Annotated in this window: 22 protein-coding genes; 5 read left to right on the top strand and 17 right to left on the bottom strand. The window is 68.7% G+C overall.

The genetic code is table 11. The annotated features are described in order from the left end of the window. Positions 1–24: 24 nt before the first annotated feature. From R8G01_19675 to guaA, 8 genes are all read right to left on the bottom strand, one after another. Entirely contained in the window at positions 25–2,211 is a 2,187-nt protein-coding gene (locus tag R8G01_19675; GenBank protein MDW3216222.1) for a heavy metal translocating P-type ATPase, read from the bottom strand. Continuing rightward, positions 2,186–2,392, bottom strand: a complete 207-nt coding sequence (locus tag R8G01_19670; protein MDW3216221.1) for a cation transporter — start codon at positions 2,390–2,392, stop codon at positions 2,186–2,188. Before R8G01_19670 ends, R8G01_19675 begins: the two co-directional genes overlap by 26 nt. Then, positions 2,389–2,679, bottom strand: coding sequence for a metal-sensitive transcriptional regulator (locus R8G01_19665; protein ID MDW3216220.1), 291 nt, complete (start codon positions 2,677–2,679; stop codon positions 2,389–2,391). The genes R8G01_19670 and R8G01_19665 overlap by 4 nt, the downstream gene beginning before the upstream one ends. A gap of 59 nt (positions 2,680–2,738) precedes the next feature. Further along, positions 2,739–3,515, bottom strand: coding sequence for a dienelactone hydrolase family protein (locus R8G01_19660; protein ID MDW3216219.1), 777 nt, complete (start codon positions 3,513–3,515; stop codon positions 2,739–2,741). Continuing rightward, on the bottom strand, positions 3,512–4,534 hold the full coding sequence (locus R8G01_19655; GenBank protein ID MDW3216218.1) for a phosphotransferase family protein: 1,023 nt from the start codon (positions 4,532–4,534) through the stop codon (positions 3,512–3,514). The genes R8G01_19660 and R8G01_19655 overlap by 4 nt, the downstream gene beginning before the upstream one ends. Positions 4,535–4,583: 49 nt before the next feature. Then, positions 4,584–5,651, bottom strand: a complete 1,068-nt coding sequence (locus tag R8G01_19650; GenBank protein MDW3216217.1) for a beta-eliminating lyase-related protein — start codon at positions 5,649–5,651, stop codon at positions 4,584–4,586. A gap of 413 nt (positions 5,652–6,064) precedes the next feature. Further along, complete coding sequence (locus R8G01_19645; GenBank protein ID MDW3216216.1) at positions 6,065–7,315, bottom strand: NlpC/P60 family protein; 1,251 nt, start codon at positions 7,313–7,315, stop codon at positions 6,065–6,067. A gap of 119 nt (positions 7,316–7,434) precedes the next feature. Further along, positions 7,435–9,015 (bottom strand): glutamine-hydrolyzing GMP synthase, encoded by a 1,581-nt coding sequence (gene guaA, locus R8G01_19640; GenBank protein ID MDW3216215.1) that lies wholly within the window; start codon positions 9,013–9,015, stop codon positions 7,435–7,437. A 35-nt stretch (positions 9,016–9,050) separates the two neighbouring features. Here guaA and R8G01_19635 point away from each other — a divergent pair, with 35 nt between their 5' ends. Next, positions 9,051–9,434: a hypothetical protein gene (locus tag R8G01_19635; protein MDW3216214.1), complete on the top strand. Its 384-nt coding sequence runs from the start codon at positions 9,051–9,053 to the stop codon at positions 9,432–9,434. Here the strand turns inward: R8G01_19635 and R8G01_19630 are convergent. Further along, a complete protein-coding gene (locus R8G01_19630; protein ID MDW3216213.1) occupies positions 9,428–10,672 on the bottom strand; it encodes a hypothetical protein in 1,245 nt (414 codons plus the stop codon). The genes R8G01_19635 and R8G01_19630 overlap by 7 nt on opposite strands. Before the next feature lie 80 nt (positions 10,673–10,752). Between R8G01_19630 and R8G01_19625 the strand changes: the two genes are divergently transcribed. Together R8G01_19625 and R8G01_19620 are read left to right on the top strand one after the other, a co-directional pair. Continuing rightward, positions 10,753–12,165 (top strand): pyridoxal-dependent decarboxylase, encoded by a 1,413-nt coding sequence (locus tag R8G01_19625; GenBank protein MDW3216212.1) that lies wholly within the window; start codon positions 10,753–10,755, stop codon positions 12,163–12,165. Then, complete coding sequence (locus tag R8G01_19620; protein MDW3216211.1) at positions 12,162–13,265, top strand: FAD-dependent oxidoreductase; 1,104 nt, start codon at positions 12,162–12,164, stop codon at positions 13,263–13,265. The genes R8G01_19625 and R8G01_19620 overlap by 4 nt, the downstream gene beginning before the upstream one ends. A 100-nt stretch (positions 13,266–13,365) precedes the next feature. Here the strand turns inward: R8G01_19620 and R8G01_19615 are convergent, their stop codons facing one another. Both R8G01_19615 and R8G01_19610 read right to left on the bottom strand, forming a co-directional pair. Continuing rightward, entirely contained in the window at positions 13,366–14,052 is a 687-nt protein-coding gene (locus R8G01_19615) for a CoA pyrophosphatase (protein MDW3216210.1), read from the bottom strand. A 1-nt stretch (position 14,053) separates the two neighbouring features. Continuing rightward, the gene (locus tag R8G01_19610; GenBank protein ID MDW3216209.1) at positions 14,054–14,230 is read right to left on the bottom strand and encodes a hypothetical protein; all 177 of its coding nucleotides are present in this window, start codon (positions 14,228–14,230) and stop codon (positions 14,054–14,056) included. A gap of 73 nt (positions 14,231–14,303) precedes the next feature. Between R8G01_19610 and R8G01_19605 the strand changes: the two genes are divergently transcribed. Both R8G01_19605 and R8G01_19600 read left to right on the top strand, forming a co-directional pair. Next, positions 14,304–14,960 (top strand): winged helix-turn-helix domain-containing protein, encoded by a 657-nt coding sequence (locus R8G01_19605; GenBank protein MDW3216208.1) that lies wholly within the window; start codon positions 14,304–14,306, stop codon positions 14,958–14,960. Then, entirely contained in the window at positions 14,957–16,327 is a 1,371-nt protein-coding gene (locus R8G01_19600; protein MDW3216207.1) for an MFS transporter, read from the top strand. Before R8G01_19605 ends, R8G01_19600 begins: the two co-directional genes overlap by 4 nt. Here the strand turns inward: R8G01_19600 and R8G01_19595 are convergent. From R8G01_19595 to dusB, 6 genes are all read right to left on the bottom strand, one after another. Beyond that, positions 16,308–16,766 (bottom strand): hypothetical protein, encoded by a 459-nt coding sequence (locus R8G01_19595; GenBank protein MDW3216206.1) that lies wholly within the window; start codon positions 16,764–16,766, stop codon positions 16,308–16,310. The two genes, R8G01_19600 and R8G01_19595, sit on opposite strands and share 20 nt — an antisense overlap. A gap of 123 nt (positions 16,767–16,889) precedes the next feature. After that, positions 16,890–18,533 (bottom strand): chaperonin GroEL, encoded by a 1,644-nt coding sequence (gene groL, locus R8G01_19590; GenBank protein ID MDW3216205.1) that lies wholly within the window; start codon positions 18,531–18,533, stop codon positions 16,890–16,892. A 34-nt stretch (positions 18,534–18,567) separates the two neighbouring features. Continuing rightward, the gene (gene groES / locus R8G01_19585) at positions 18,568–18,861 is read right to left on the bottom strand and encodes a co-chaperone GroES (protein ID MDW3216204.1); all 294 of its coding nucleotides are present in this window, start codon (positions 18,859–18,861) and stop codon (positions 18,568–18,570) included. 176 nt (positions 18,862–19,037) lie between these two features. After that, positions 19,038–19,637, bottom strand: coding sequence for a Maf family protein (locus R8G01_19580; protein MDW3216203.1), 600 nt, complete (start codon positions 19,635–19,637; stop codon positions 19,038–19,040). Continuing rightward, complete coding sequence (locus R8G01_19575) at positions 19,634–21,940, bottom strand: xanthine dehydrogenase family protein molybdopterin-binding subunit (protein ID MDW3216202.1); 2,307 nt, start codon at positions 21,938–21,940, stop codon at positions 19,634–19,636. Before R8G01_19575 ends, R8G01_19580 begins: the two co-directional genes overlap by 4 nt. A 150-nt stretch (positions 21,941–22,090) precedes the next feature. Further along, on the bottom strand, positions 22,091–23,233 hold the full coding sequence (gene dusB / locus R8G01_19570) for a tRNA dihydrouridine synthase DusB (protein ID MDW3216201.1): 1,143 nt from the start codon (positions 23,231–23,233) through the stop codon (positions 22,091–22,093). Positions 23,234–23,262 lie beyond the last annotated feature (29 nt).

Genomic DNA, 23,262 nt, shown 5'->3' with positions numbered 1-23,262 from the left:
CGCGGCAGCGTAGGCCCGAGCGGTTCAGGCGAGCGGGCGGAAGCGCTTGAGGCGCAACGAGTTCGAGACGACGAACACGCTGGAGAACGCCATCGCCGCACCGGCGATCGCCGGTGACAGGCGACCCGACATCGCGAGCGGGATCGCGAGCACGTTGTAGGCGAACGCCCAGAACAGGTTGCCCTTGATCGTGCCGAGCGTGCGTCGCGACAGTCGGATCGCGTCGGCCGCCGACATGAGGTCGTTGCGGATCAACGTGAGATCGCTCGCCTCGATCGCGGCGTCGGTGCCCGATCCCATCGCGATGCCGAGGTCGGCCTGAGCGAGCGCTGCTGCGTCGTTCACACCGTCGCCGACCATTGCCACGTTCTTGCCGGCCCTCTGGAGTTCGCTGACGACGTCGACCTTGTCGGACGGCATCACACCTGCGTGGACCACGTCGATCCCGACCGCCTCCGCCACCGAGCGGGCCGTGACCTCGTTGTCACCGGTCAGCAGGACGGGTTCGAGGTCGAGCGCACGAAGCCGACGGATCGCCTCGACGCTCGTGGGTTTGATCGAGTCGGCGACGGCGAGGTGCCCGAGCACGTCGGTTCCGCGACGGAGCTCGACCACGGTCTCACCGGCGTCGACCCGGACCTCAGCGGTGGGCCGGCCCACTCGGTACTCCACGCCGTCGATCGTGCCGCGCACGCCACTGCCGGCCTCGTTCGAGAACGAGTCGACCGCACGGAGCTCCGCGGTCCGGGTCGCAGCGTCGGTGATCGCCCGGGCGATCGGGTGCTCGCTGCCCGCCTCGATCGAGCCGGCGATCGTCAGCAACTCCGCAGCATCGACACCTTCGGCGGGTCTGACGTCGCCAAGCGCCATCGCACCCGTGGTGACGGTGCCGGTCTTGTCCAGCACGATCGTGTCGATCCGGCGCGTGTTCTCGAGGATCTCCGGACCGCGGATCACGATGCCGAGCTGGGCGCCACGACCGGTGCCGACCAGGAGCGCCGTCGGTGTCGCCAATCCCAGCGCACACGGACAGGCGATGATCAGCACCGCGACCGCGGCGCTGAACGAACGTTCGGTGTCGCCGGTGACGACCAGCCAGCCGATCAACGTGGCGATCGCCAATGCGATCACCACCGGCACGAACACCGCGGCGACTCGATCCGCGAGCCGCTGCACCGGCGCCTTCCCCGACTGGGCGGCCTCGACCAGTTGCGCCATCTGCGCGAGTTGCGTCTCGGTACCGACCCGGATCGCCTCGATCACGAGCCGTCCGTCGGCGTTGACGGTGGCACCGATGACGTCGTCGCCGGGACCGACCTCGACCGGGACGCTCTCGCCGGTGACGAGTGAGCGATCGACCGCCGCGTGACCGTCGATCACCCGGCCGTCGGTCGCGATCTTCTCGCCGGGGCGGACCACGAATCGGTCGCCGACGCGGAGCGCGTCGATCGGGACCCGGCGCTCGGTCCCGTCGTCGGCGAGCAGGGCGACGTCTTTCGCTCCGAGGTCGAGCAGTGCCCGGAGTGCGTCGCCGGCACGGCGCTTGGCGCTGGCCTCGAAGTAGCGGCCGGCGAGGATGAACGCGACGACGGTCGACGCGACCTCGAGGTAGATGTGGTGCGACCCGCTCTCGCCGCGCACGTCGAGCGACATCGACATCGACATCCCGATGTCGCCGGCGGACGTGAAGATCAGCGCCCAGACCGACCAGGCGTAGGCAGCGGTGACGCCGACCGAGATCAGGGTGTCCATGGTGGTCTGGCCGTGGCGGAGGTTCAGCACCATCGCCCGGTGGAACGGCCACGCCGCCCACGTCGCGACAGGGGTGGCGAGCACGAGCGCGACCCACTGCCATCCGTCGAACTGCAGCGCCGGGATCATCGACAGCAGCAGCACCGGCAGCCCGAAGACGATGGCGACGATCAGTCGTCGCCGCAGGAATGCGAGCCGGTCCGGCGCTTCGGTGTCGTCCGACGGCACGTGTGCGCCGTAGCCGGTCGCCTCGATCGTCGCGATCAGGTCGTCGACCGCGAGGCGGTCGGTGGCGTCGGCCGGCAGTTCGACGCGGGCCTGCTCGGTGGCGTAGTTGACCGACGCGGTGACACCATCGAGCTTGTTGAGCTTGCGCTCGATACGCGACGCGCACGCTGCGCACGTCATCCCCGTCACGTCGAGCGTGACGAGGTCAGGCGACGTCGAAACCGGCTTCATCGATGGCGGCGACGATGGCGTCGCGGTCCAGTTGCGTGCCCGTGACGACGACGTCCTTGCTGTCGAGGTCGACGGCGACGTCGGCGATGCCGGCGAGTGATCCGACCTCCTGTTTGACCGCGGCTTCGCAGTGGCCACAGGTCATCCCGGGGACGGAGAGTGTGAGGGTCTGCGTGTTCATGATTTCACCAATCGTTCGATGGCCTTGGAGGCCTCGGTGATGATGCGATCGGCCTCGGCATCATCGTCTGACTGCACCGCGCTCGAGACGCAGTGCCGGAGATGGTCGTCGAGCAACTGCACGGCGACGCCCTGCAGCGCCCGCGTGGCGGCGGACACCTGGGTGAGCACGTCGATGCAGTACGTGTCTTCGTCGACCATGCGCTGCAGGCCTCGGACCTGCCCTTCGACACGCTTGAGTCGTGCGAGCACCGCCGCCTTGTCGTCGTGGTAGCCGGGTTGCGCCATGTCGCCAGTGTACCGGGGACTCGGCACATACCCTACGGGGGTACCGTTCGAGTCAGGCGCTACCCAGCTGCTCCGTCCGCACCGTGCAGCTTCTCGACCAGGAAGTCGAGCACCCGCTGCACGCTCGGCTCGTCGCGCTGCTCGGTCAGCACCGAATGGTCCCTCGGCGACGTGCTCGGCAGCTCGACCGCGATGAATGCGTCACCGAGTTTCTCGCGGAGCGTGTCGAACCGTGTCCCCACCAGGCGGTCGCCGGTGAATCGGAGGCCGAGCACCTGACATCCCTCCTCGGCACGTCGGACGACCTCGGCCTCGTCGTCGGGCGACAACCCGAGGTTGCCGCCGGCGTCGCCGCGACCGCGGGCGATCGGGAACGAGTGCTGCGAGAGCACCGGCGCCAGCATGATGTCGTCGACCATCATCCCCAGGGCGAATCCGCCGCTGAAGCACATGCCGACCGCCCCGACGCCCGGTCCGCCGACCTCGGCGTGCAGCGCACGTGCCAGCGCACGGAGCCACGGCGTGAGCGGCGTGGTGCGATCGAGCGCCCAGGCGGTGATCTCCCGGGAGATGCACACCTTGACCATGCTCGCGGCGATGTACGGGTGACTGGGTGGCCTGCCCGGTGTACCGACGAGGTCGGGCATCACCACCGTGAAGCCGCGCGCGACCACGTCGTCGGCGAAGTCGATCACCGTGGGAGTGATGCCGGGGATCTCGTGGATGACGACGACGCCCGGCCCCGCACCGCGCCGATAGGTGTCGTGGGTGAAACCCGCCGCCGAGAACGAGGCGCGCTCCCAGCCGGCCAGCGGGTCGGCACCACGGTGGGTCACGACAATCGCCGAACCGCTGCCAGCGCCTGCTCGGCCAACTCGATGGTGGCCAGACGAACCCGTTCGAGTGCCTCCGGGTCGTTCTGATCACCCATCGCGCCGTGCAGGTAGCGGTTGTAGACACCTTCGCTGATCACGGCGAGACGCCACGACGAGAACGCCACGTAGTAGTCGATCTGCGACACGTCACGCCCGGTGCGGTTGGCATAGCGCTCGACGATGTCGGCGAACGACGGGTAGCCACCGGCACCCGTCGGGTCGTTGTCGCGGCTGCCACCGTCGGGTCGCACCCAGTAGACGCCCAGGTAGCCGAGATCGGCCAGGGGGTCACCGAGCGTGCAGAGCTCCCAGTCGAGCACGGCGGTCACCCGGCCGGTCCCGATGTCGACGAGGCAGTTGCCGAAGCGGTAGTCGCCGTGGGCGATCGACACGCCGTGCTGCACGGGGACGTTGGACGCCAGGTGCCGGGCAACCTCCTCGATCGCCGCGATCTCACGTGTCTTGGAGTTCTCCCACTGGGTCGACCACCGCTTGATCTGGCGCTCGACGTAGCCCTCCCGGCGGGCGAGGTCACCCAGGCCGATCTCGTCGACATCGGCCGCGTGGAGGTCGGCGAGGACGTCGATCAGGTGCTCGCCGGCTACGGGCCGCAACGCCTCCGGGAGCAGCGCGCCGGACTCGGGCGAATCGAGGACCTGTCCGTCGACGAACTCCATCACGTAGAACGGCGCACCGTTCACGGACTCGTCGAGACACAGGCCGAGCGTCCGGGGCACGGGGACACCGGTCCGGCCGACGGCGGTGATGATCCGATGCTCTCGGGCCATGTCGTGGGCGGTTGCGAGCACGTGGCCGGTCGGCGGTCGGCGGAGGACGTAGCGGGTGCCCGACGCATCGGTGACCCGAAACGTGAGGTTCGATCGCCCACCGACGATCAGTTCGTACCGGAACGGGCCAACGGCCCCGTCGATGTTCTCGGCGAGCCAGTGACTCACCCGGTCGTCGTCGAGTCCCCGCACGATCTCCGACCGTAGTGCGAGCGGACCCGGCCGCCGCAGCCGAGTCGGCTCAGCTCCGGCTGGGAGCACGCACGGCGGCGACGAACTCGTCGACGTGGGCGTCGGTGGTGGCGAACGACGTCACGAGCCGGGCGAGCACTTCGCCCTCGGCGAGGTGCTCGCCCTCCGGGAGCGCGTTCGGGTACCACTCGTACATGGATGCGCCGGCGGCCATCAACGCGTCGTGGACCGAGCGGTCGAGCACGACGAACGACTCGTTCGATTCGCTCGGCCAGGCGAGCCGGACGCCCTCGAGTCCGACCAACGCGGCGCGAAGCCGATCGGCGTGGCGGTTGGCGGTTCGGGCGAGGTCGAGCCAGTGGTCGTCGGCGAGCCACGCGAGGAACTGTGCGCCGTACAGCCGGGCCTTCGAGGTCAGGTGACCCGTCCGCTTGAGTCGGTACTCGACGTCGACCGCGAGCTCCCGGTCGAAGAACACGATCGCCTCGGCGGCGACCGCGCCGTTCTTGCTCGCACCGAGGCACAGGACGTCGACCCCGGCCCGCCAGGTGACGTCACCGGGGTGCACCCCGAGCTTCGCGACCGCATTCGCGAACCGGGCACCGTCCATGTGGACGCGGAGGTTCCGATCGCGGGCGACCGCGCTCAGTGCAGCGACCTCGTCGACGGTGTGGATCTGACCGCACTCGTTCGCCTGGGTGATCGACAGCGCTCTCGGCCGCACGTTGTGCGGGCCGTCGCTCGGCAGGCGGTCGAGCATCGTCGCCAACCGCCCCGGGTCGAGGCGGAGATCCCGGTCGGGGACGGGGAGCATGCTCGCACCGCCGGTGAACAGCGACGGCCCCGTCGACTCGTCGAGCAGTATGTGCGCCTGGTGGTGGCACACGACGCCGTCCCATGGCTGCACCATGGTGGAGAGCGCCAGCATGTTCGCAGCGGTGCCGCTCGATACGAAGCACGCCGTGAGGTCGGTGTCGAAGGTCTCGCGCAACGCGTCGACTGCCGCCGCCGTGATCGCATCGGCCCCGTACGCATCGTGGTGTGAGCGGTATGCGTCGGAGATCGCATCGAGCACCCGCTCCGAGGCGCCGGCCTGATTGTCGCTCCCGAAGATCATCGTCGGTCAGTCTGCCTCACCACGCCTCGAACGGGTGTCAGCGAAGCTGAGTCGGGATCGGATCGTTCGAGCGCAAGGCGCGACGAACCCGAGCTGTCTCAGGACAGCGAGCCATGAGCCGCAAGACCCTGAGCACGACGCCGACCCAGCGCACTCACAGTCAGCGAAGCTGAGTCGGGATCGGATCGTTCGAGCGCAAGGCGCGACAAACCCGAGCTGTCTCAGGACAGCGAGCCATGAGCCGCAACGCGGCAAATCAGCAACCGAGCACCCCACGCACGCGCGCCCACGCCCATGGATCAGCGAAGCTGAGTCGGGATCGGATCGTTCGAGCGCAAGGCGCGACGAACCCGAGCTGTCTTCGGACAGCGAGCGGTGAGGCGGAACGCGGCGATCGGGCGATCCGGCCCGACTCAGCCGGGGCGGCCGACGGCGGTGACCTTGCCCCAGCTGACGCTGGCGACCTTCACGACGCTGCCGGAGTTCGGCGCATGCACGAGCTGGCCGCCGCCGAGGTAGATGCCGACGTGACTGATCGGCGAGTAGTAGAAGATCAGATCGCCGGGCTGGGCGGCTGCGGGCGACACCCGGGGGGTCGCTGCCGCCTGGGCCCGCGAGTTGCGAGGCAGGTAGACGCCGGCCTGACCCCACGCATAGTGCGTGAGACCGGAGCAGTCGAACGACACGCCGGGCTTCGACGTGGCGTAGACGTATCGGACGCCCTGCTGGGCCATGGCGGCCTGCACGGCGATACCGGCGAGTCCGGACACGGCCGGGGCGGGCGCAGGGGCGGGGGCCGGCGTCGAGCTGCCGCCGCCGGAGTTCGAGCTGCCGCCACCGGAGTTCGAGCTGCCGCCACCGGCGTTCGAGTTGCCGCCACCACCCGAGTTGGAGTTGGAGTCGGACGAGCCGCCACCGGAGTTGGACGTACCGCCGGAGTCGGAGGTACCGCCGTTGCCGCCACCGCTGCTGGTCGCCTGCGCGGCAGCTGCCTGCTCCGCTTCGAGTTCGGCCTGGAGTCGAGCGAACGCTGCTGCGGCACGACGCTCTTCTTCTTCCTCGATCAGCTGACCGAGGCGAGCTTCGGCATCGGCACGCCGTTCGATGAACTGAGCGGTGAGCTCTTCGGTCTGCTGACGCTTCTGCTCGATCGTGACCTTGAGCGCTGCGACCTGTTCGCGCTTGTCTTCGAGGTCGTCGCGTTCGGCGTCGAGCTCGGCCACGAACTCGTCGAGGTCGTCGGTGGTCGTGGTGCCGACGCTCAGCGCAACCCGGCTGAACTGGTCGCGCGACAGCGTGTCGCCGTACTGCTCGGCATCGGAGAACAGCGGGCCGAGCACGTCGCCGCCGGCGCCGGTGAACGCTCGCACGGCCATCTCGGACAGGTCGCCGCGCAACGCGCCGAGCTCTGCTTCCTTGGCCGCGACCCTGGCCTCGGCCTCGATCACTTCCTGGTCGAGCTGACGCAGGTTGTCCTCGGCCTCGGCCCAGTCTTCGGCCAGGATGTCGGCCTGTGTGTGGAGTCGGTCGAGTTCGTCGACGATGCGCTCGACCTCGCGCCGCTGATCGGACACGGAGGCGTAGGCGGCCTCGGGGAACGCCGTCGGCACGACGAACACCACCGTCGATGCGGCGACCAGGAGGTGAGAAATTCGACGCTTCATAGAACGAGTCGGCAGTGTACCGAATATTACGAACACGTTGCGACGCGACCGGCAATGTTTCGATTGACCGTTCGGGGGTCAGGCCGTATCCGTAGGACCCGGTCGGGACCGGCGCCGGCTCACTCCCACTCGATGGTGCCCGGCGGCTTCGAGGTGATGTCGTAGACGACTCGATTGACGCCGTAGACCTCGTTGATGATCCGCTGCGACATCTTCTCGAGCACGTCGTACGGAATGCGCGCCCAATCGGCGGTCATCGCGTCGTCGGACGTGACCGCCCGGATCACGATCGGGTTGCCGTAGGTGCGCTCGTCGCCCATCACGCCGACCGACCGGACGTCGGACAGCAACGCCGCGTACGACTGCCAGATCTCACGTTCGAGACCGGCGGCCGCGAGTTCTTCGCGGACGATCGCATCGGCGTCTTGGAGCAGCGCCACCTTGCCCGGCGTGACCTCGCCGATGATCCGCACGCCGAGACCGGGGCCGGGGAACGGCTGACGCCAGACCATCTCGTCGGGCAGTCCGAGTTCGGAGCCGAGCGCGCGCACCTCGTCCTTGAACAGGTCGCGCAACGGTTCGATCAGTTCGAGCTCCATGTCGTCGGGCAGTCCGCCGACATTGTGGTGGCTCTTGATCACCGACGCCGTGCCGTCGACCCCACCGCTCTCGATGAGGTCGGGGTAGAGCGTGCCCTGCACCAAGAACTTCGCGTCGGACACTCCACCGGTGTACTTCTCGAACACACGGATGAACTGCTCGCCGATCACCTTGCGTTTCGCCTCGGGTTCGGTGACACCGGCGAGCGCATCGAAGAACCGCTCACCCTCGTCGGCGTGGATCAGCTCGATCCCGAGGTTGCGCCGGAACGTCTCGACGACCTGCTCGCTCTCGCCCTTGCGCATCAGGCCGGTGTCGACGTAGATGCACGTCAGCTGTGCACCGATCGCCCGATGGACGAGCGCAGCGGCGACCGACGAGTCGACACCACCCGACAACCCGCAGATCACCCGGGCGTCACCGACCCGCTGGCGGATCCCGGCGACCTGCTCCTCGATCACCGACGACATGCTCCAGTCGGTCCGGCACCCGGCGAGATCGTGGAGGAACCGTTCGAGCACCGGCATGCCGAACGGCGAGTGGACGACCTCGGGGTGGTACTGCACTCCCCAGATCTTCCGCGTGTCGTTCTCGAGCACGGCGACCGGGGCATCCTTCGTGCCGGCGGTCGGCGTGAACCCTGGCGGCGCGACCGTGATCGCGTCGAAGTGGCTCATCCAGACGTCGTGCTCGTCCGGCAGGTCGGCCGGGAGCAGCGAGGAATCAGCGGTCCGCGTGAGTCGCGCCCGACCGTACTCCCCGGCCATTCCCCGCCCGACGGTCCCGCCGAGCTGGATGGCGATCAACTGCGCCCCGTAGCAGATCCCGAAGATCGGGATGCCGAGGTCGTAGATCGCCGGGTCGAGCCGGGGTGTCCCCTCGATGTTGACACTCGCCGGCCCACCCGAGAGGATGATCGCGGCCGGGGCCCGTTCGGTCACCTCGGCGGCACTGATCCGGTGACTGACGATCTCGGAGAAGACGTCGAGTTCGCGGACGCGGCGAGCGATCAGCTGGGCGTACTGAGCCCCGAAGTCGACCACGAGCACGGTGTCGTGGGTGGCGGCGGCATCGAGCTCGGGGGCGGCGTCGGTGTTCAAGGTTCCGATGGTAGACAACTGGGGTGTCCAATCCCATGAGCACGTGGCGATCGCTGCCCCGGCGGCGTCGAGTGACGGTGGTGCTCATGGTGCTGTGCGTGGTGGCCGTTGCGGTCCAGATGTACGCCCTGGCCGACCGCGCCACCGAGCCGTCCCGCGCCGTCGACACCGAACTCGTCCGGGATGCCGACGGCACCGGTACCCCGGTGAACGAGTTCATCCCGGCCGATCGCGACATCAGCGAATGCATCAGCGCCGTGCCGAAGCCAGGATGCGGGAGCGACGCCCGCGGCGGCTGGCACCAGAGCCTGGTGCTCATCGCGATCCTCGCCGGGCTCGCCCTGATCGTGTGGCGAATCGTGGCGAGCGCCCGGAAGGCCAAGGCGGCCCAAGACCGGCGCGTCGCCGCCGGTCACTGATCGCCGAAGGCGAGGCGCCACCACCGCTCCAGGCGCTCTCCATGGTGGCCCTGCACCATCACCAGGTGGTTGCCGAGCGGATCGTCGAGCAGTCGGCCGACCGGATGGTCGTCGGCGACACGTACCGTGACCTGTGTGCGACACAGATCGGGTGACGCACCTGCCTCCACCACCTCGGCCTCGGCGAACCAGTGTCGTTCGAGCGATGTGCCGCCGAGGCGCAGCAGCGTGACCGGTCCGGGAGCGAAGGTGCCCCGCAGTCCGACCCCGAGCCCGCTCTCGAAGTGCGTGTGCAACTCCAGGTCGTCGACCATCGACGGGGCGACGGTGCAGTGCGCGAGCAGCAGCGAGTTGGTGGATGCGTCGATCCGCGCCGGGTTCGCGATCCAACTCGGCCGACCGGTGAGTTCACGTACCAGCATCATGGCGACCGTCGATGCGACGTCGCCCTCGCAGCCGGCGACGACCCCGGTGTCGTTCAGCTCGGCGAGTGCCACGCATCCGGACGTGGCGAGTTCGGTGATGAAGTCGAAGCAGCGCACGGCGACCGCGTCGACCCCTGCCTGCTCGATGCCGTCCACCAGTGCCGGGTGCAGCGCCGCCGCCGCCACGGTTTCGGCAGTCGGCACACCCTTGGCGGTGAAGCGCACAGCGACCGGCCGGGCCTCCGCCGCGTCGACACGACGTGTGCGATCGATGGTGTCGCCGATGCCGATGTCGACCAACTCGATCCCCCACCGAGCGCGGAGGTCCACCGCGGTCGGCACGCTCGCGACCAACCAGTCGGACGGTTCGCCGACCAGCCCGATGCGGGATCCCCGGACGGCGAACAGCACGCTCAGATCGGAGATCGCGCCCGCGAGCGCTTCCCGGTCGACGAGCAGTTCCGTCGCCTGCACGACGCAACCCCGTACCCCGTCCGACCGCAGCCGCGCCATCGACTCGATCGAAGCGGCCAGGCTGTTGTGAAGTGGATGAGCGACCAGGACCACCGGCTCCCACGGAACGACAGCGCGGCGGCGCCGCACCAGGTCGAGGACCGCTCGCTCCGTCCCACCGGTCGCGACGACCACCACGTGCGGCCGTTCGGCGTCGAGCTCGACGTCCACGTCCGCCTCGCCGTTCGCGGCGCCCCCACCGAGCGCGACGAGTTGTCGTCGAACGGGTTCGGTGATCCGATCGACCGACCGCTGATCGTGGAGCGGGGAGGCGACGACGCTGTACCGAAAACCGTTCACGCCACCACTGTCCGCCCTGCAACGGGCTGCCGCCAGAGCCGAAGGTCCGACGCGTTCCGTGACCGCCTAACGTCGGGAACGTGACGCCCGACGAGTTCCGCACCAACGGTTACGCGCTGATCGACATGATCGCCGACTACCTGGAGGGGGTCGGCGAGCAGCGCATCGTGCCGGACGTCGAGCCCGGCGACGTCCGGGCGATGCTGCCGGAACATCCGCCGACCGAGCCGGAGCCGTGGGCCGACGTGATGGCCGACATCGAGCGCGTCGTCGTGCCGACGATCACGCACTGGCAGCACCCGAACTGGTTCGCCTACTTCCCCGCCAACACGACCTACCCGTCGATCCTCGGCGAGCTGCTCTCCGCCGGGCTCGGCGTGCAGGGGATGAGCTGGGTCACGTCGCCCGCCTGCACCGAGATCGAGACGCTGATGCTCGACTGGATGCAGGAGTTGCTCGGCCTGCCCGACACCTTCCACTCGACCAGCGAACGCGGCGGTGGAGTCATCCAGGGATCGGCGAGCGAGGCGGCACTCGTCGCGATCCTCGCCGCCCGTTGGAAGGCGACGGCCGGCACGGTCAACACCACCGGTGACACCAGCCGGCTGACCGCGTACATCTCGGCCCACGCCCATTCGGCGCTGGAGAAAGGGCTGCGGATCGCCGGCATCGGGACCGATCGGATCAGGATCATCGATCACGACGAGCGATTCGCGATGCGACCCGACGCCTTCGCGGCAGCGGTCGAGGCCGACGTGCAGGGCGGGTATGTCCCGTTCTTCGCGTGCACGACCCACGGCACCACGTCGTCGATGGCGTTCGATCCGACTGCGGTGATCGCCGACGTGTGCGACGCCCACGACATCTGGCTCCACGTCGACGGCGCGATGAGCGGCATCGCCGCACTCGTCCCGGACCACCGGTGGGTCAACGACGGGCTCGACCGGGTCGCCAGCTATGCCACGAACCCACACAAGTGGATGGGCGTCAACTTCGACTGCACCCTGTTCTGGGTCACCGACCGCGCAGCGCTGCTCGGTGCGCTGAGCATCCTCCCGGAGTTCCTCCGCTCCGAGGCGGCCGAGTCGGGCCGGGCGATCGACTACCGCGACTGGCAGGTGCCGCTCGGACGACGCTTCCGTGCGTTGAAACTCTGGTTCACGATCCGCCTCGACGGTGTGGCATCGATCCGGGAGCGGATCCGACGTGACGTCGCGCTCACGCAGGAGTTGGCGGCGTGGGTGGCCGCCGACGACCGCTTCGAGGTCGTCGCACCACATCCGCTGAACCTGCTCTGCCTCCGCGTCGCCGGCACCGACGATGGCCCGACCGACCGTCTGATCGCCGACGTCAACGCGAGCGGTGAGTCGCACGTCACCCGGACGGTGCTCGACGGCCGTTCGGTGATGCGGGTCAGCATCGGCGCCCGCACGACCGAACGGCGCCACGTCGAGGCGTTCTGGAACTCGCTCGTCGAGCGCGTCGGCGCATGAGCGACGTCACCGTCGTCGGATCCGGCGTCGCCGGGGCCTCGGTGGCGTTCGCCGCTGCGCGGGCCGGCGCGACGGTGACGCTGATCGACGACGCCCGCACCGGACGCGCGACCGCGGCGGGCGCCGGGATCATCGCCCCGTGGGCGACCGCGCTGGAGGGCGATGTGTACCGGTTGTACGCCGCCGGGGCCGAGGCGTATCCCGAAGTGCTCGCCGCCCTCGCCGAGGTCGGCATCGACGACGTCGGGCACGCCACGAACGGCGCACTCGTCATCGGTCCGGACGGCGGCCCCGACCAGGTCAAGGCCGATCGGTTGGTGATGCGATGCGCCGCGTCGCAGGTGGCCGGCACACCGCAACGTGTCGACGCGGCGGCCGCCCGTGCGATGTTCCCGCCGCTCGCCGATGGCTGGGAGGGCTGGTTCGTGCCGGGTGGCGCTCGGATCGACGGTCGGCGGTTGGCCGCCGGCCTGGTCGACGGTGTCGGCCGGCTGGGCGGCAGCGTTCGTGCCGGCACGGTCGACATCGGCCCGGGGACGGTCACGGTCGACGGCACTTCCATCGACGCCGACACCGTCGTGGTCGCCGGTGGTGCGTGGACGAACGAACTCCTCCGAGCACGGCGACAGCAGGTCGGCGTGACGGCGCAGCGTGGCCAGATCTGCCATCTCGGACTCACCGGGGTCGACACCGGTCGCTGGCCGTCGGTGTTGCCACCGGCCGACCACTACATCGTGCCGTTCGGCGACGGCCGGATCGTCGTCGGGGCCACACGCGAAGACGGTGTGGCCGACCCACGTGTCACCGCCGACGGGGTCCGGCGGGTGCTCGATCGAGCGCTGGACCTGGCACCGGGCCTCGTCGACGCGTCGCTGATCGAGACCCGGGTCGGGTTGCGCCCGTTCCCGACCGACTCTCACCGGCCCACGATCGGGCAGATCGACGATGCGACGTGGATCGTCACCGGGTTCGGAGCGATCGGCTTGACGATCGGCCCGACGGTCGGATTCCGCGTGGCTGCGATGATCGACGGTGGGGACGATGACGTTCTCGGCCCGTTCGCTCCCGGCCGCTCGCCGGGGCGCGCGTCGTCGATGTAGTTACACGCGTGGAGTTCTCCACAGGCGCATCCACAGTCTGTGGGTGACTACCCGTTCGGTCGACGGATCAATCCTCGGCCCCGCAACTCGTGCGGTCGGGTCAGGCGCTGCGGGGATCGAACGACACCCCGAGCGTGCGCGTGAGGAGGTCGACGAGCATGCGCGCGGTCGCCCCCCAGACGGTCTCGTCATCCAATTCGAAGAAGTGCAGCGTGCGGTCGGTCGGGCCGATCCCCCACACTTCCGAACGGTACGTGTCCGGGCGAGTGAACTCGGCGAGCGGGACCCACATGACCCGTTCGACCTCCATCGTCTGCGCCTCGAGCGCCAGGGGCCGGGCCACGGTCGCGACCTTGGGGACGATGTAGCTCCGGCTGACGACCGTGTTGAGGTGTTCGAGTTCGCCGTGGATCGTCACGTCCGACGGCTCGAGGCCGACCTCTTCGTGCGCTTCTCGAAGCGCCGTCTGGACCGGGGTCTCACCCGGATCGGTCCGGCCACCGGGAAAGCTCATCTCGCCGCGGTGGCTGCGCATCTCCCACGACCGTCGCGTCAGCAGCACCTCCGGCCCAGCGGAGCCTTCGGTGAGCGTGACGAGCACTGCGGAATGGCGTGCATTCGGGAACGACGGGAGCGACGGGCGATCGGTCTCCGGCACGGCGGCGAGCACCTCGTCGAGCGACGGACTCGCGCCGATCTCCCAGGGCGCCGGCGGGCCGGGCGCCCACCTGGTCGGGCGGGGGACGATCTGCTGACCTCCGGGGCGCCGCCCGGCCGCAGCGGTCACGTCACGATGCGGTGACGGAGGGGGTCCAGCCGCTCTCGATGAGCTCGGTGAGCACCTCGGGCAGGCCGGCCGTCTTCAGGTTGGCCAGCACCTTGCCGGGCTGCTGCTCGCCACGCTCGAACTCCTCCCAGGCGGCGAGGAGCTTCGTCAGGTCGGGGGCTGGACGCTCGAACGGCATACCGTACAGCCTACGGCCGCTCCGGCTGGGGTGGACCTTGCCTTTCGTCCGACTTCTCCCTATTGTTCGGGAAATGTCGGACGATCGACGCCACGAGGGCGGGACGGAGCGAGGGGACGATCGCCAGGCGTCCCCGTCCCCCGAACGACGCGACTACGATCTCGCCGCCGAGTTCCAGGTCGACACGCCCGCCCAGCTCAAGGCGCTGGGTGACCCGCTGCGCAGCACGATCATCGATCTCGTGCTCGAACGGGCGATGTCGGTCACGGAGCTGGCCGAACGACTCGACCGACCCCGCGGCTCGGTGGCGTACCACGTCGACGTCCTCGTCGAGGCCGGTCTCCTGCGGGTCGTCCGGACACGTCGGGTGCGGGCGATCGACGAGCGGTTCTACGGTCGCCCCGCCCTCACGTTCGTGCTGCCCGACCGGCCCGGCGAGATCCCCTTCATCCGCGACGTCCTGGCGGAGATGGACGTCGAGCGACTCGCCGCCGAGGGCAGACACGCGACCAGCACGTACCGGCACGCCCGCATCCCCCAACGCCGCGCACGCGAATTCGCCGACCGCCTCCAGGCGCTCGCGCTCGAGTTCGCCGAGGAACCGCGCAGCGGTGACACGGAGTACGGGCTGTACATCGCCCTGTTCCCCACCAACCGTCTCCCCGCCCGGAAACCGACCGGTAACGACCGACCACCATCCACCACACTCGACGACGAGGCCGAGACATGAGCGACACCGACACCCAGATCGACGACACCGGCGACGGCAGCAGCCCGGTCACGGTCGGCGACCAGCGTCTCGGATCGTCGTACTACAAGCTGTTCACCGGCACGGTCGTGTCGAACCTCGGCGATGGCATGGCCACCGTCGCGTACCCGTGGCTGGCGTCGGCGATCACCCGCAATCCGATGCTGATCGCGCTCGTGGCGGTCGCCCAGCGCCTGCCGTGGCTGATCTTCACCCTGCCGGCCGGCGTGATCACCGACCGGGTCGACCGCCGCAAGGCGATGATCACGATGGATGTGCTGCGCGGATGTCTGACCCTGGTGGTTGCGTTCGCGGTCCTCGGCGCAAGCGACACGCTGCCGGGCCCCGACGAACTCGACGCGGTCACCGGCACGCAGACCGGGCTGTTCCTGATCGTGCTCGGCGCGACCTTGCTGCTCGGCATGGCCGAGGTGTTGCGTGACAACTCCAACCAGACGATCCTGCCGAACATCGTCGAGCCGCACCAGCTCGAGAAGGCCAACGGTCGGATCTGGAGCATCGAGAACGTCACCAACACGTTCGCCGGGCCGCCGCTCGGATCGGTCCTGCTGCTGGCCGCGTTCGCACTGCCGTTCTTCGTCGACGCGGCGACGTTCTTCCTGGCCGCCGCGATGGTTTTCCTGATCCCCGGTACCTTCCGTGCCGACCGCGACGAGGCGGCCCCGAATAAGTCGTTCCGCGCCGAACTCGGCGAGGGCGTTCGCTGGTTGATGTCGCACACCCTGCTCCGGCCGATGGCGATCATCCTCGGGTTGCTCAACGCCGCCGGCATGGTCAGCGGCGCCACGATCGTGCTGTTCGCCCAGGAGGTGCTCGACATCGGGCCCCTGCTGTTCACCGTGCTGTTCTTCGGCGGCGCGGTCGGCGGGCTGATCGGCGGCAACGTCGCCCCGGCGATCTCGAAGCGGCTCGGGAGCGGCACCGCGCTCGCGATCGCGCTCGGCGGCATGGCCATCGGGCCGGTGATCATCGGCCTGGTGCCGTGGTGGCCGCTCGTGATCGTCATCTTCGGTCTCGAAGCGTTCCTCGGCATTCTCTGGAACGTCATCACGGTCAGCCTCCGGCAGACGATCATCCCGAGTCGTCTGCTCGGACGCGTCAACAGCGTGTACCGCTTCTTCGCGTGGGGCATGATCCCGATCGGAGCTGCGCTGGGTGGCGCGATCGTGTGGGTACTCGAACGACAGGTCGACCGCGAGTTCGCGCTGCGCTCCACCTGGTTCGCCCAGGCCGCGATCATCGCTGCGTGCTTCCTCTTCGGTCGGTCCAAGTTGACGACCGAGAAGATGGAAGCCGCCCGCGCCGCCGCTACTCCGACTTCTTCTTGATCGCCTTGAACGCGTTGCCGGCCATCCGTCCGGCGGATCGCCCGACGTCCTCGCTCTTCACACTCGCTCGGTCGACCCGGCGCTCCTTGCGACTGCGGCGTTCGGCCCAGTCGGTGTAGAACCACAGGAACCCGAGCGGCACCAGCATCACCAGCATGATCAGCCGGCCACCGGCGGGCACGTCGAACCACGGCTGCAACGCGGCCACGAGGATGCCGAGCATCACGACGATGTCGAGCCACCGGTGGAGGCTCCGTCCGACCCACTTGAATGCGCCGAGTGGCCCGCGCACGATCGCCACGTTGGCCATGACGGCGATACCCGCCAGCGCGGGGACGAGCGGGTCCTGCTCCTGCAGCCCCTGTGCGACCAGCGCGATCCCGATCAGGTACTCGGACAACTGATGGATCCAGAATGGACGCATCGCTCGGTCGGACATGGGCTGCAACCTACCGGTCGACCGTCGGTCAACCCCGGACGCGCAACGGCCCGGGGCCGAAGCCCCGGGCCGTCGATGACACCAGGTGTCAGTCGCGAGTTGTGCCAGGCACAACTCGTGATGTCACATCATGCCGCCCATGCCACCCATCGGGTCCATGCCACCCATGCCGCCGCCACCGGCGCCGGCCGGCTCCGGCTTGTCGGCCACGAGGCACTCGGTGGTGATCACGAGGGCCGCGATCGAGGCTGCGTTCTGCAGCGCCGCACGGGTCACCTTGGCGGGGTCGAGGATGCCGGCCTTCAGCATGTCGACGATCTCGCCGGTTGCCGCGTTGAGACCGTTCGCTCCGGTCTCGGCTTCGACCGCACGCACCATGACCGAGCCTTCGAGCCCGGCGTTCTCGGCGATGTTGCGGGCCGGAGCGGTCAGCGACTCCCAGACCAGCTTGGCGCCGGTCTGCTCATCGCCTTCGAGGCTGTCGACGACCGCCTGGACCGAGCCACGGGCACGGATGAGGGCGGTGCCGCCACCGGCGACCACGCCTTCCTCGATGGCCGCACGAACCGACGACACGGCGTCTTCGATCCGGTGCTTCTTCTCCTTGAGCTCGATCTCGGTCGCAGCGCCGACCTGGATGACGGCGACGCCGCCGGCCAGCTTGGCGAGGCGCTCCTGGAGCTTCTCACGGTCCCAGTCGGAGTCGGTGTTCTCGATCTCGGCCTTGATCTGGTTGACGCGGCCGTCGATGTCCTCGGAGGTGCCGCCACCATCGACGATGGTGGTGTTGTCCTTGGTGATGACGACGCGCTTGGCGGTGCCGAGCAGGTCCATCGTGGCGTTCTCCAGCTTGAGGCCGACGTCTTCGCTGATGACCTGGCCACCGGTGAGGACGGCCATGTCCTGCAGCATCGCCTTGCGGCGGTCGCCGAAGCCCGGCGCCTTGACGGCGGCGGCGTTGAACGTGCCACGGATCTTGTTGACGACCAGCGTTGCGAGGGCTTCGCCCTCGAGGTCTTCGGCGATGATGACCAGCGGCTTGCCGGTCTTCATCACGGCTTCGAGCACCGGCAGCATCGCCTGCACCGTCGAGATCTTGCCCTGGTTGAGCAGGATGTAGGCGTCTTCGAGCACCGCTTCCTGGCGCTCGGCGTCGGTCACGAAGTACGGCGACAGGTAGCCCTTGTCGAACTGCATACCCTCGGTGAACTCGAGCTCGGTGCCGAACGTGTTCGACTCCTCGACCGTGACCACGCCGTCCTTGCCGACCTTGTCGATCGCCTCGGCGATGACCTCACCGATCGATGCGTCGGCGGCCGAGATGGTCGCGACGTTGGCGATGTCGGTCTTGTCGTCGACGTCCTTGGCCTGGCTCTGGATCGACTCCACAGCGGCGGCCACGGCCTTCTCGATGCCCTTCTTCACGGCCATCGGGTTGGCACCGGCGGCGACGTTCTTCATGCCGACGCGCACCATTGCCTGAGCGAGCACGGTCGCCGTCGTGGTGCCGTCACCGGCGATGTCGTCGGTCTTGGTGGCCACTTCCTTCACGAGCTGGGCGCCCATGTTCTCGAAGGGATCCTCGAGCTCGATCTCCTTGGCGATCGACACACCGTCGTTGGTGATCGTCGGGGCGCCGAACTTCTTGTCCAGCACCACGTTGCGGCCCTTCGGGCCGAGCGTCACGCGAACAGCGTCGGCCAGCTTGTTGACGCCGGCCTCCAGCGAGCGGCGTGCTTCGTCGTCAAAATGCAGCATCTTTGCCATGCGATATCAGTCCTTTTCGTTGCGTTCGGGGGGTTCAGCTCTCGACGATCGCGAGCACGTCGCGGGCGTTGAGGACGAGGACGTCTTCACCATTGGAGCTGACCTCGGTGCCGCCGTACTTGGAGTACAGCACGGTCTGGCCGACTTCGATGCCGACGGGGATGAGCTCACCGGAGGTCTCGGCGCGCTTGCCGGGGCCGACGGCGAGAACGACACCCTGCTGGGGCTTCTCCTTGGCGGTGTCGGGGATGACGAGACCAGACGCGGTCTGGGTCTCGGCCTCGTTTGGCTTGACCACGATGCGGTCGTCCAGCGGCTTCAGGTTCATGGGTGCATGCCTCCATTGGCGTGTCACAAGGGTTTGAACAGTGGACCCGAGGTCGTTAGCACTCTCCTCGGGCGACTGCTAAGACTAGTCCATCGACCCCACCGTTAGCAACCGCCCCCCGAGAGTGCTAACGATCGCGACGGATGCGTCGATGCACCGATGTGCCGATGGCGACCTCAGCCGCCGGTGACCGCGACGCCGCAGGCCCGCAGCACGCCGATCGTTTCGGCGAGCGGGAGCCCGATCACGTTCGACGGACTGCCCTCGATGCGGTGCACCAGCGCCCCGCCGGCGTCCTGCATCCCGTAGGCGCCGGCCTTGTCGAGGTGTTCCCCCATCGACAGGTACCAGTCGATGCCCTGCTCGCTGAGGCGAGCGAACGTGACGTCGGTCGTGACCGTCACGGCGTGCTCCCCGTCGGGACCCCACCCGAACACGGCGGTGTGCACCCGATGGGTGCGGCCCGACAACCGACGCAGCATGCGGCGGGCATCGTCGTCGTCGAGCGGCTTGGCCAGGATCTCGCCGTCGACGTCGACGGTGGTGTCGGCCGCGAGCACCGCCGCGTGTTCGAGTTCGGGACCGTGCGTGCGCGACACGACGGCGCGAGCCTTACTGGCCGCGATGCGCTCGACGTAGAGGGTGGGCGGTTCACCCGGCAGTTCGGTCTCGTCGACGTCGGCCGGCGAGACGTCGAAGACGAGACCGATCGACGTCAGCAGGCGACGACGCCGCGGCGAAGCCGAAGCGAGAACCAGCCGATTGGCCGCCGTCACCGAGCCGCTTGGATCGCAGCCCAGACACGCTGCGACGAGCACGGCATGTCGATGTGCTTCACACCGAGATGCGAGACCGCGTCGATCACGGCGTTCTGGATGGCCGGCGTCGAGCCGATCGTCCCCGACTCGCCGATGCCCTTGGCGCCCAACGGGTTCCGAGGGCTGTCGGTCTCGGTGTTCGAGGTCTCGAAGCTGCACAGTTCGGCGGCCGACGGGATCGCGTAATCCATCAGGTTCGACGTGATCGGGTTGCCGTCCTCGTCGTACAGCACCTCTTCGTAGAGCGCCTGCGCCGCACCCTGGGCGATACCGCCGTGCTGCTGGCCACGGACGAGCATCGGGTTGAGGATCCGACCGCAGTCGTCGACCGCGATGTGACGCAGCATCTCGACGCGTCCCGTCTCGGTGTCGACCTCGACGACCGACACGTGGGCGCCGAACGGGAACGTCGAGTTCTCGCCATCGAAGTCGAGCTCGTGCTTGAGCGCCTCGGGGTCGAGACCGTCGGGCAGCTTCGCGGCATCCTTCGACGCCGCTGCGAGGTCGATCCAAGACACGCTCTTGGCCGGCACACCAGCGACCTGGAGACCACCGTCGCCGGGCTCGATGTCGTCGGGAGACGCCTCGAGCATGTGGGCGGCGATCTGCTTGGCGCGCTCGAGGACCCCTTCGGAGGCGAGGTGGATCGCGCTACCGGCGGTCTGGAGCGAGCGTGATCCCAACGTGCCGGAGCCACGTGGCACCGTGGCGGTGTCGGAGTTCGCCAGCGAGATCTTGTCCATCGGGATGCCGAGCACGTTGCTGGCCAACATCGCGAACGACGTGTGGTGGCCCTGACCGTGCACGCTCGTACCGGCGAACACGGTCGCGGACCCGTCGTCGTTGATCTCACAGGCGCCGTACTCGACGTGGAGGCCGACCGGGGCGGTCACCTCGACGTACGCCGACACACCGATCCCGAGCTGCTTGGCATCACCCGATGCACGACGGGCGGCCTGCTGCTCGCGCAGGTCGGCGTAACCCGACGCCTCGAGCACCGCGTCGAGCGCCTTCTCGTACTCGCCGGAGTCGTACGCGCCACCGGTGATGGTGACCCGCGGGAACGAGTCGGGCTGCATGAAGTTGATCCGACGGATCTCGGCCGGGTCCATACCGATCTCGGCCGCCGCGGCATCGATCACCCGCTCGATGAGCTGCGTGGCTTCCGGTCGACCGGCGCCACGGTAGGCACCCACCGTGGTGTTGTTGGTGAGGACCGTCTTGGCGTCGAAGCGCACCTTCGGCACCTCGTACACGCCGACCGACATCATCTGGGTCAGCATCGGCAGGATCGCACCGATCGCGGGATAGGCGCCGGCGGCGGCGAGCACTTCGGCGTCGAGACCGACGATCTTGCCGTCGCCGTCGACACCGAGCCGAGCCTTCATCACGTAGTCACGGCCGTGGACGAGCGACACCATGTCTTCCGAGCGGGCCTCGACCCACTTGACCGGCTGCTGCAGCTTGAGTGCGATCGCTCCGGCGGCGATGTGTTCGACGTAGGCGGCGGCCTTGGGCCCGAACCCGCCGCCGACCCACGGACACACGACGCGGAGTTTCTCGGGCTCGAGGCCCAGTGCCGGCGCGTACCCGGCGTGGATCGAGTGAGGCGTCTGGTGCGAGACCCACATCGTGAGCTCGTCGCCCTCGGGCACGGCGACCACGCCGTTGTTCTCCATCGGCACACCGGCGAGCCGCTGGCTGACCATGTGCACCTCACCGACCGCGGCGGCCCCTTCGCACGGGTCGTCATCGGTGCCGCCCTCGGGGAACTGGCTGGCGAAACAGATGTTGGAGCCGGCCTCGGGGAACAGCAGCGGAGCGTCGGCCGCGAGCCCGTCGGCCGCACGGATGATCGCAGGCAGCACGTCGTAGTCGACGATGACCGCCTCGGCGGCGTCGTTGGCGTGCGCTTGCGACTCGGCGACGACCACGGCCACGATGTCGCCGACGAAGCGGACCTTGTCGGTGGCGAACACCGGACGGTTGTAGGTCTCGGGCATCATCGCGAAGCCCTGCACCGGGGCGAGCCCCAGGTCGTCACCCCGTGCGTGGTAGATGCCGACGACACCGGGCATCGACTCGGCGTCGCCGACGTCGACGGACTCGATCGTGCCGTGGGCCACCGTTGAGCGGACGAACGCGGTGTACAGCATTCCGGTCTCGACCAGGTCGTCGACGTACTTGCCGTCGCCCGTGAGCAGCGTCGGGTCTTCCAGACGGTGCACGGCGTTCCCCAGAATTGAGCCAGCAGTGGCCATGTCGAAACTCCCCTGTCGATCGGTCGTCGATGATCCCCACGGCGCATGCCGGCCGGAACCGGGAACACCGTGTACCGATCCTTGCCGCTGACACGACGCGAGTCAATTTGAACCGCTGCGGACCGGCGTCCGACGCCCTCGCGTGCGGTGTCAGCCGCCGGACAGCGCCATCACGGCACCGTCGTCGGGCACCGTCAGATCGTCGAGGTGATCGAGGTATCCCTTGGGCAGCGACACCTTGCGCGGGCCGTTGGTGTGGCCGCGCTTGATCCGCTCGCCTCCGTCGACGATCGCCAACGAGCGGTCGAGCGGACCGACGAGGTCGGCGAGTTCTCGCAGCGACGAGACCATCGACATCTCGCGTCGCACCGCCGGTCCGACCGGGTATCCGGACAGGTACCAGCCGGTGTGTTTGCGGAAGTCGCGCATCGCGAACGGCTCCTGGTCGCCGCCGCCATGGTGCGCGACGAGACGGCGGGCATGCTCCATCATCGTGTCGACGACGTCGCCGAGGAGCCGGGTCGGCGGCGGTGTGCCGCCGGACAGTGCGGCGACGAGATCACCGAACAGCCACGGCCTCCCGAGGCAGCCACGTCCGATCACGACCCCGTCGCACCCGGTCTGCGCCATCATGTCGAGCGCGTCGCTCGCCTCCCAGATGTCGCCGTTGCCGAGCACCGGGATGCCGTCGACCGCCTGTTTCAGTTCGGCGATCGCCTCCCATCGCGCCTCGCCCGCGTAGTGCTGCTCCACCGTGCGCGCATGCAGCGCGATCCACGCGACACCCTCCTCGGCGGAGATCAACCCGGTGGTGATGTCGGTGCGGAGGTCGTCCCAGAGGCCCATCCGGAACTTGGCGGTGACGGGCACGCCGTACGGACGGGCGGCGCCGACCGCGGCGCGCAGGATCTGTCGCAGGAGCGCCGGCTTGGCAGGCACCGCGGCGCCGCCGCCCTTGCGCGTCACCTTGGCCGCCGGACAACCGAAGTTGAGATCGACGTGGTCGACGAGCCCCTCGTCGCACACCATGTGCACCGCACGTCCGAGCATCTCGGGATCGCTCCCGTAGATCTGCAGTGAACGCGGCGATTCGTCGGGCTCGAACTTCATCATCTGGCGGGTCTTGTCGTTGCGGTGGACCACCGCGGTCGACATGACCATCTCGTTGACGTAGATCAGGTCCGGCCCGAAGTCGCGACACATCGACCGGAACGCCGCGTTCGTGACGCCAGCCATGGGAGCGAGCACGACCGGCACCGCCGGCGTGAAGGATCCGATCCGGAGGGGCAACATCTTCGAAAACGGTATCGGGCACGACCGCT

It is taken from the genome of Ilumatobacteraceae bacterium (assembly GCA_033344875.1).
GTDB lineage: Bacteria > Actinomycetota > Acidimicrobiia > Acidimicrobiales > Ilumatobacteraceae > Ilumatobacter.
The sequence above is the reverse complement of the archived record's forward strand: the minus strand, read 5'-3'. Positions and strand labels throughout refer to the sequence as shown.

What these genes read in the sequence shown, in the direction of transcription:
- R8G01_19675 (MDW3216222.1), bottom strand. Translation starts at nt 2,211, where the DNA reads ATGAAGCCGGTTTCGACGTCGCCTGACCTCGTCACGCTCGACGTGACG.
- R8G01_19670 (MDW3216221.1), bottom strand. Translation starts at nt 2,392, where the DNA reads ATGAACACGCAGACCCTCACACTCTCCGTCCCCGGGATGACCTGTGGC.
- R8G01_19665 (MDW3216220.1), bottom strand. Translation starts at nt 2,679, where the DNA reads ATGGCGCAACCCGGCTACCACGACGACAAGGCGGCGGTGCTCGCACGA.
- R8G01_19650 (MDW3216217.1), bottom strand. Translation starts at nt 5,651, where the DNA reads ATGATCTTCGGGAGCGACAATCAGGCCGGCGCCTCGGAGCGGGTGCTC.
- R8G01_19645 (MDW3216216.1), bottom strand. Translation starts at nt 7,315, where the DNA reads ATGAAGCGTCGAATTTCTCACCTCCTGGTCGCCGCATCGACGGTGGTG.
- R8G01_19635 (MDW3216214.1), top strand. Translation starts at nt 9,051, where the DNA reads ATGAGCACGTGGCGATCGCTGCCCCGGCGGCGTCGAGTGACGGTGGTG.
- R8G01_19620 (MDW3216211.1), top strand. Translation starts at nt 12,162, where the DNA reads ATGAGCGACGTCACCGTCGTCGGATCCGGCGTCGCCGGGGCCTCGGTG.
- R8G01_19610 (MDW3216209.1), bottom strand. Translation starts at nt 14,230, where the DNA reads ATGCCGTTCGAGCGTCCAGCCCCCGACCTGACGAAGCTCCTCGCCGCC.
- R8G01_19605 (MDW3216208.1), top strand. Translation starts at nt 14,304, where the DNA reads ATGTCGGACGATCGACGCCACGAGGGCGGGACGGAGCGAGGGGACGAT.
- R8G01_19600 (MDW3216207.1), top strand. Translation starts at nt 14,957, where the DNA reads ATGAGCGACACCGACACCCAGATCGACGACACCGGCGACGGCAGCAGC.
- R8G01_19595 (MDW3216206.1), bottom strand. Translation starts at nt 16,766, where the DNA reads ATGTCCGACCGAGCGATGCGTCCATTCTGGATCCATCAGTTGTCCGAG.
- groL (MDW3216205.1), bottom strand. Translation starts at nt 18,533, where the DNA reads ATGGCAAAGATGCTGCATTTTGACGACGAAGCACGCCGCTCGCTGGAG.
- groES (MDW3216204.1), bottom strand. Translation starts at nt 18,861, where the DNA reads ATGAACCTGAAGCCGCTGGACGACCGCATCGTGGTCAAGCCAAACGAG.
- R8G01_19575 (MDW3216202.1), bottom strand. Translation starts at nt 21,940, where the DNA reads ATGGCCACTGCTGGCTCAATTCTGGGGAACGCCGTGCACCGTCTGGAA.
- dusB (MDW3216201.1), bottom strand. Translation starts at nt 23,233, where the DNA reads ATGTTGCCCCTCCGGATCGGATCCTTCACGCCGGCGGTGCCGGTCGTG.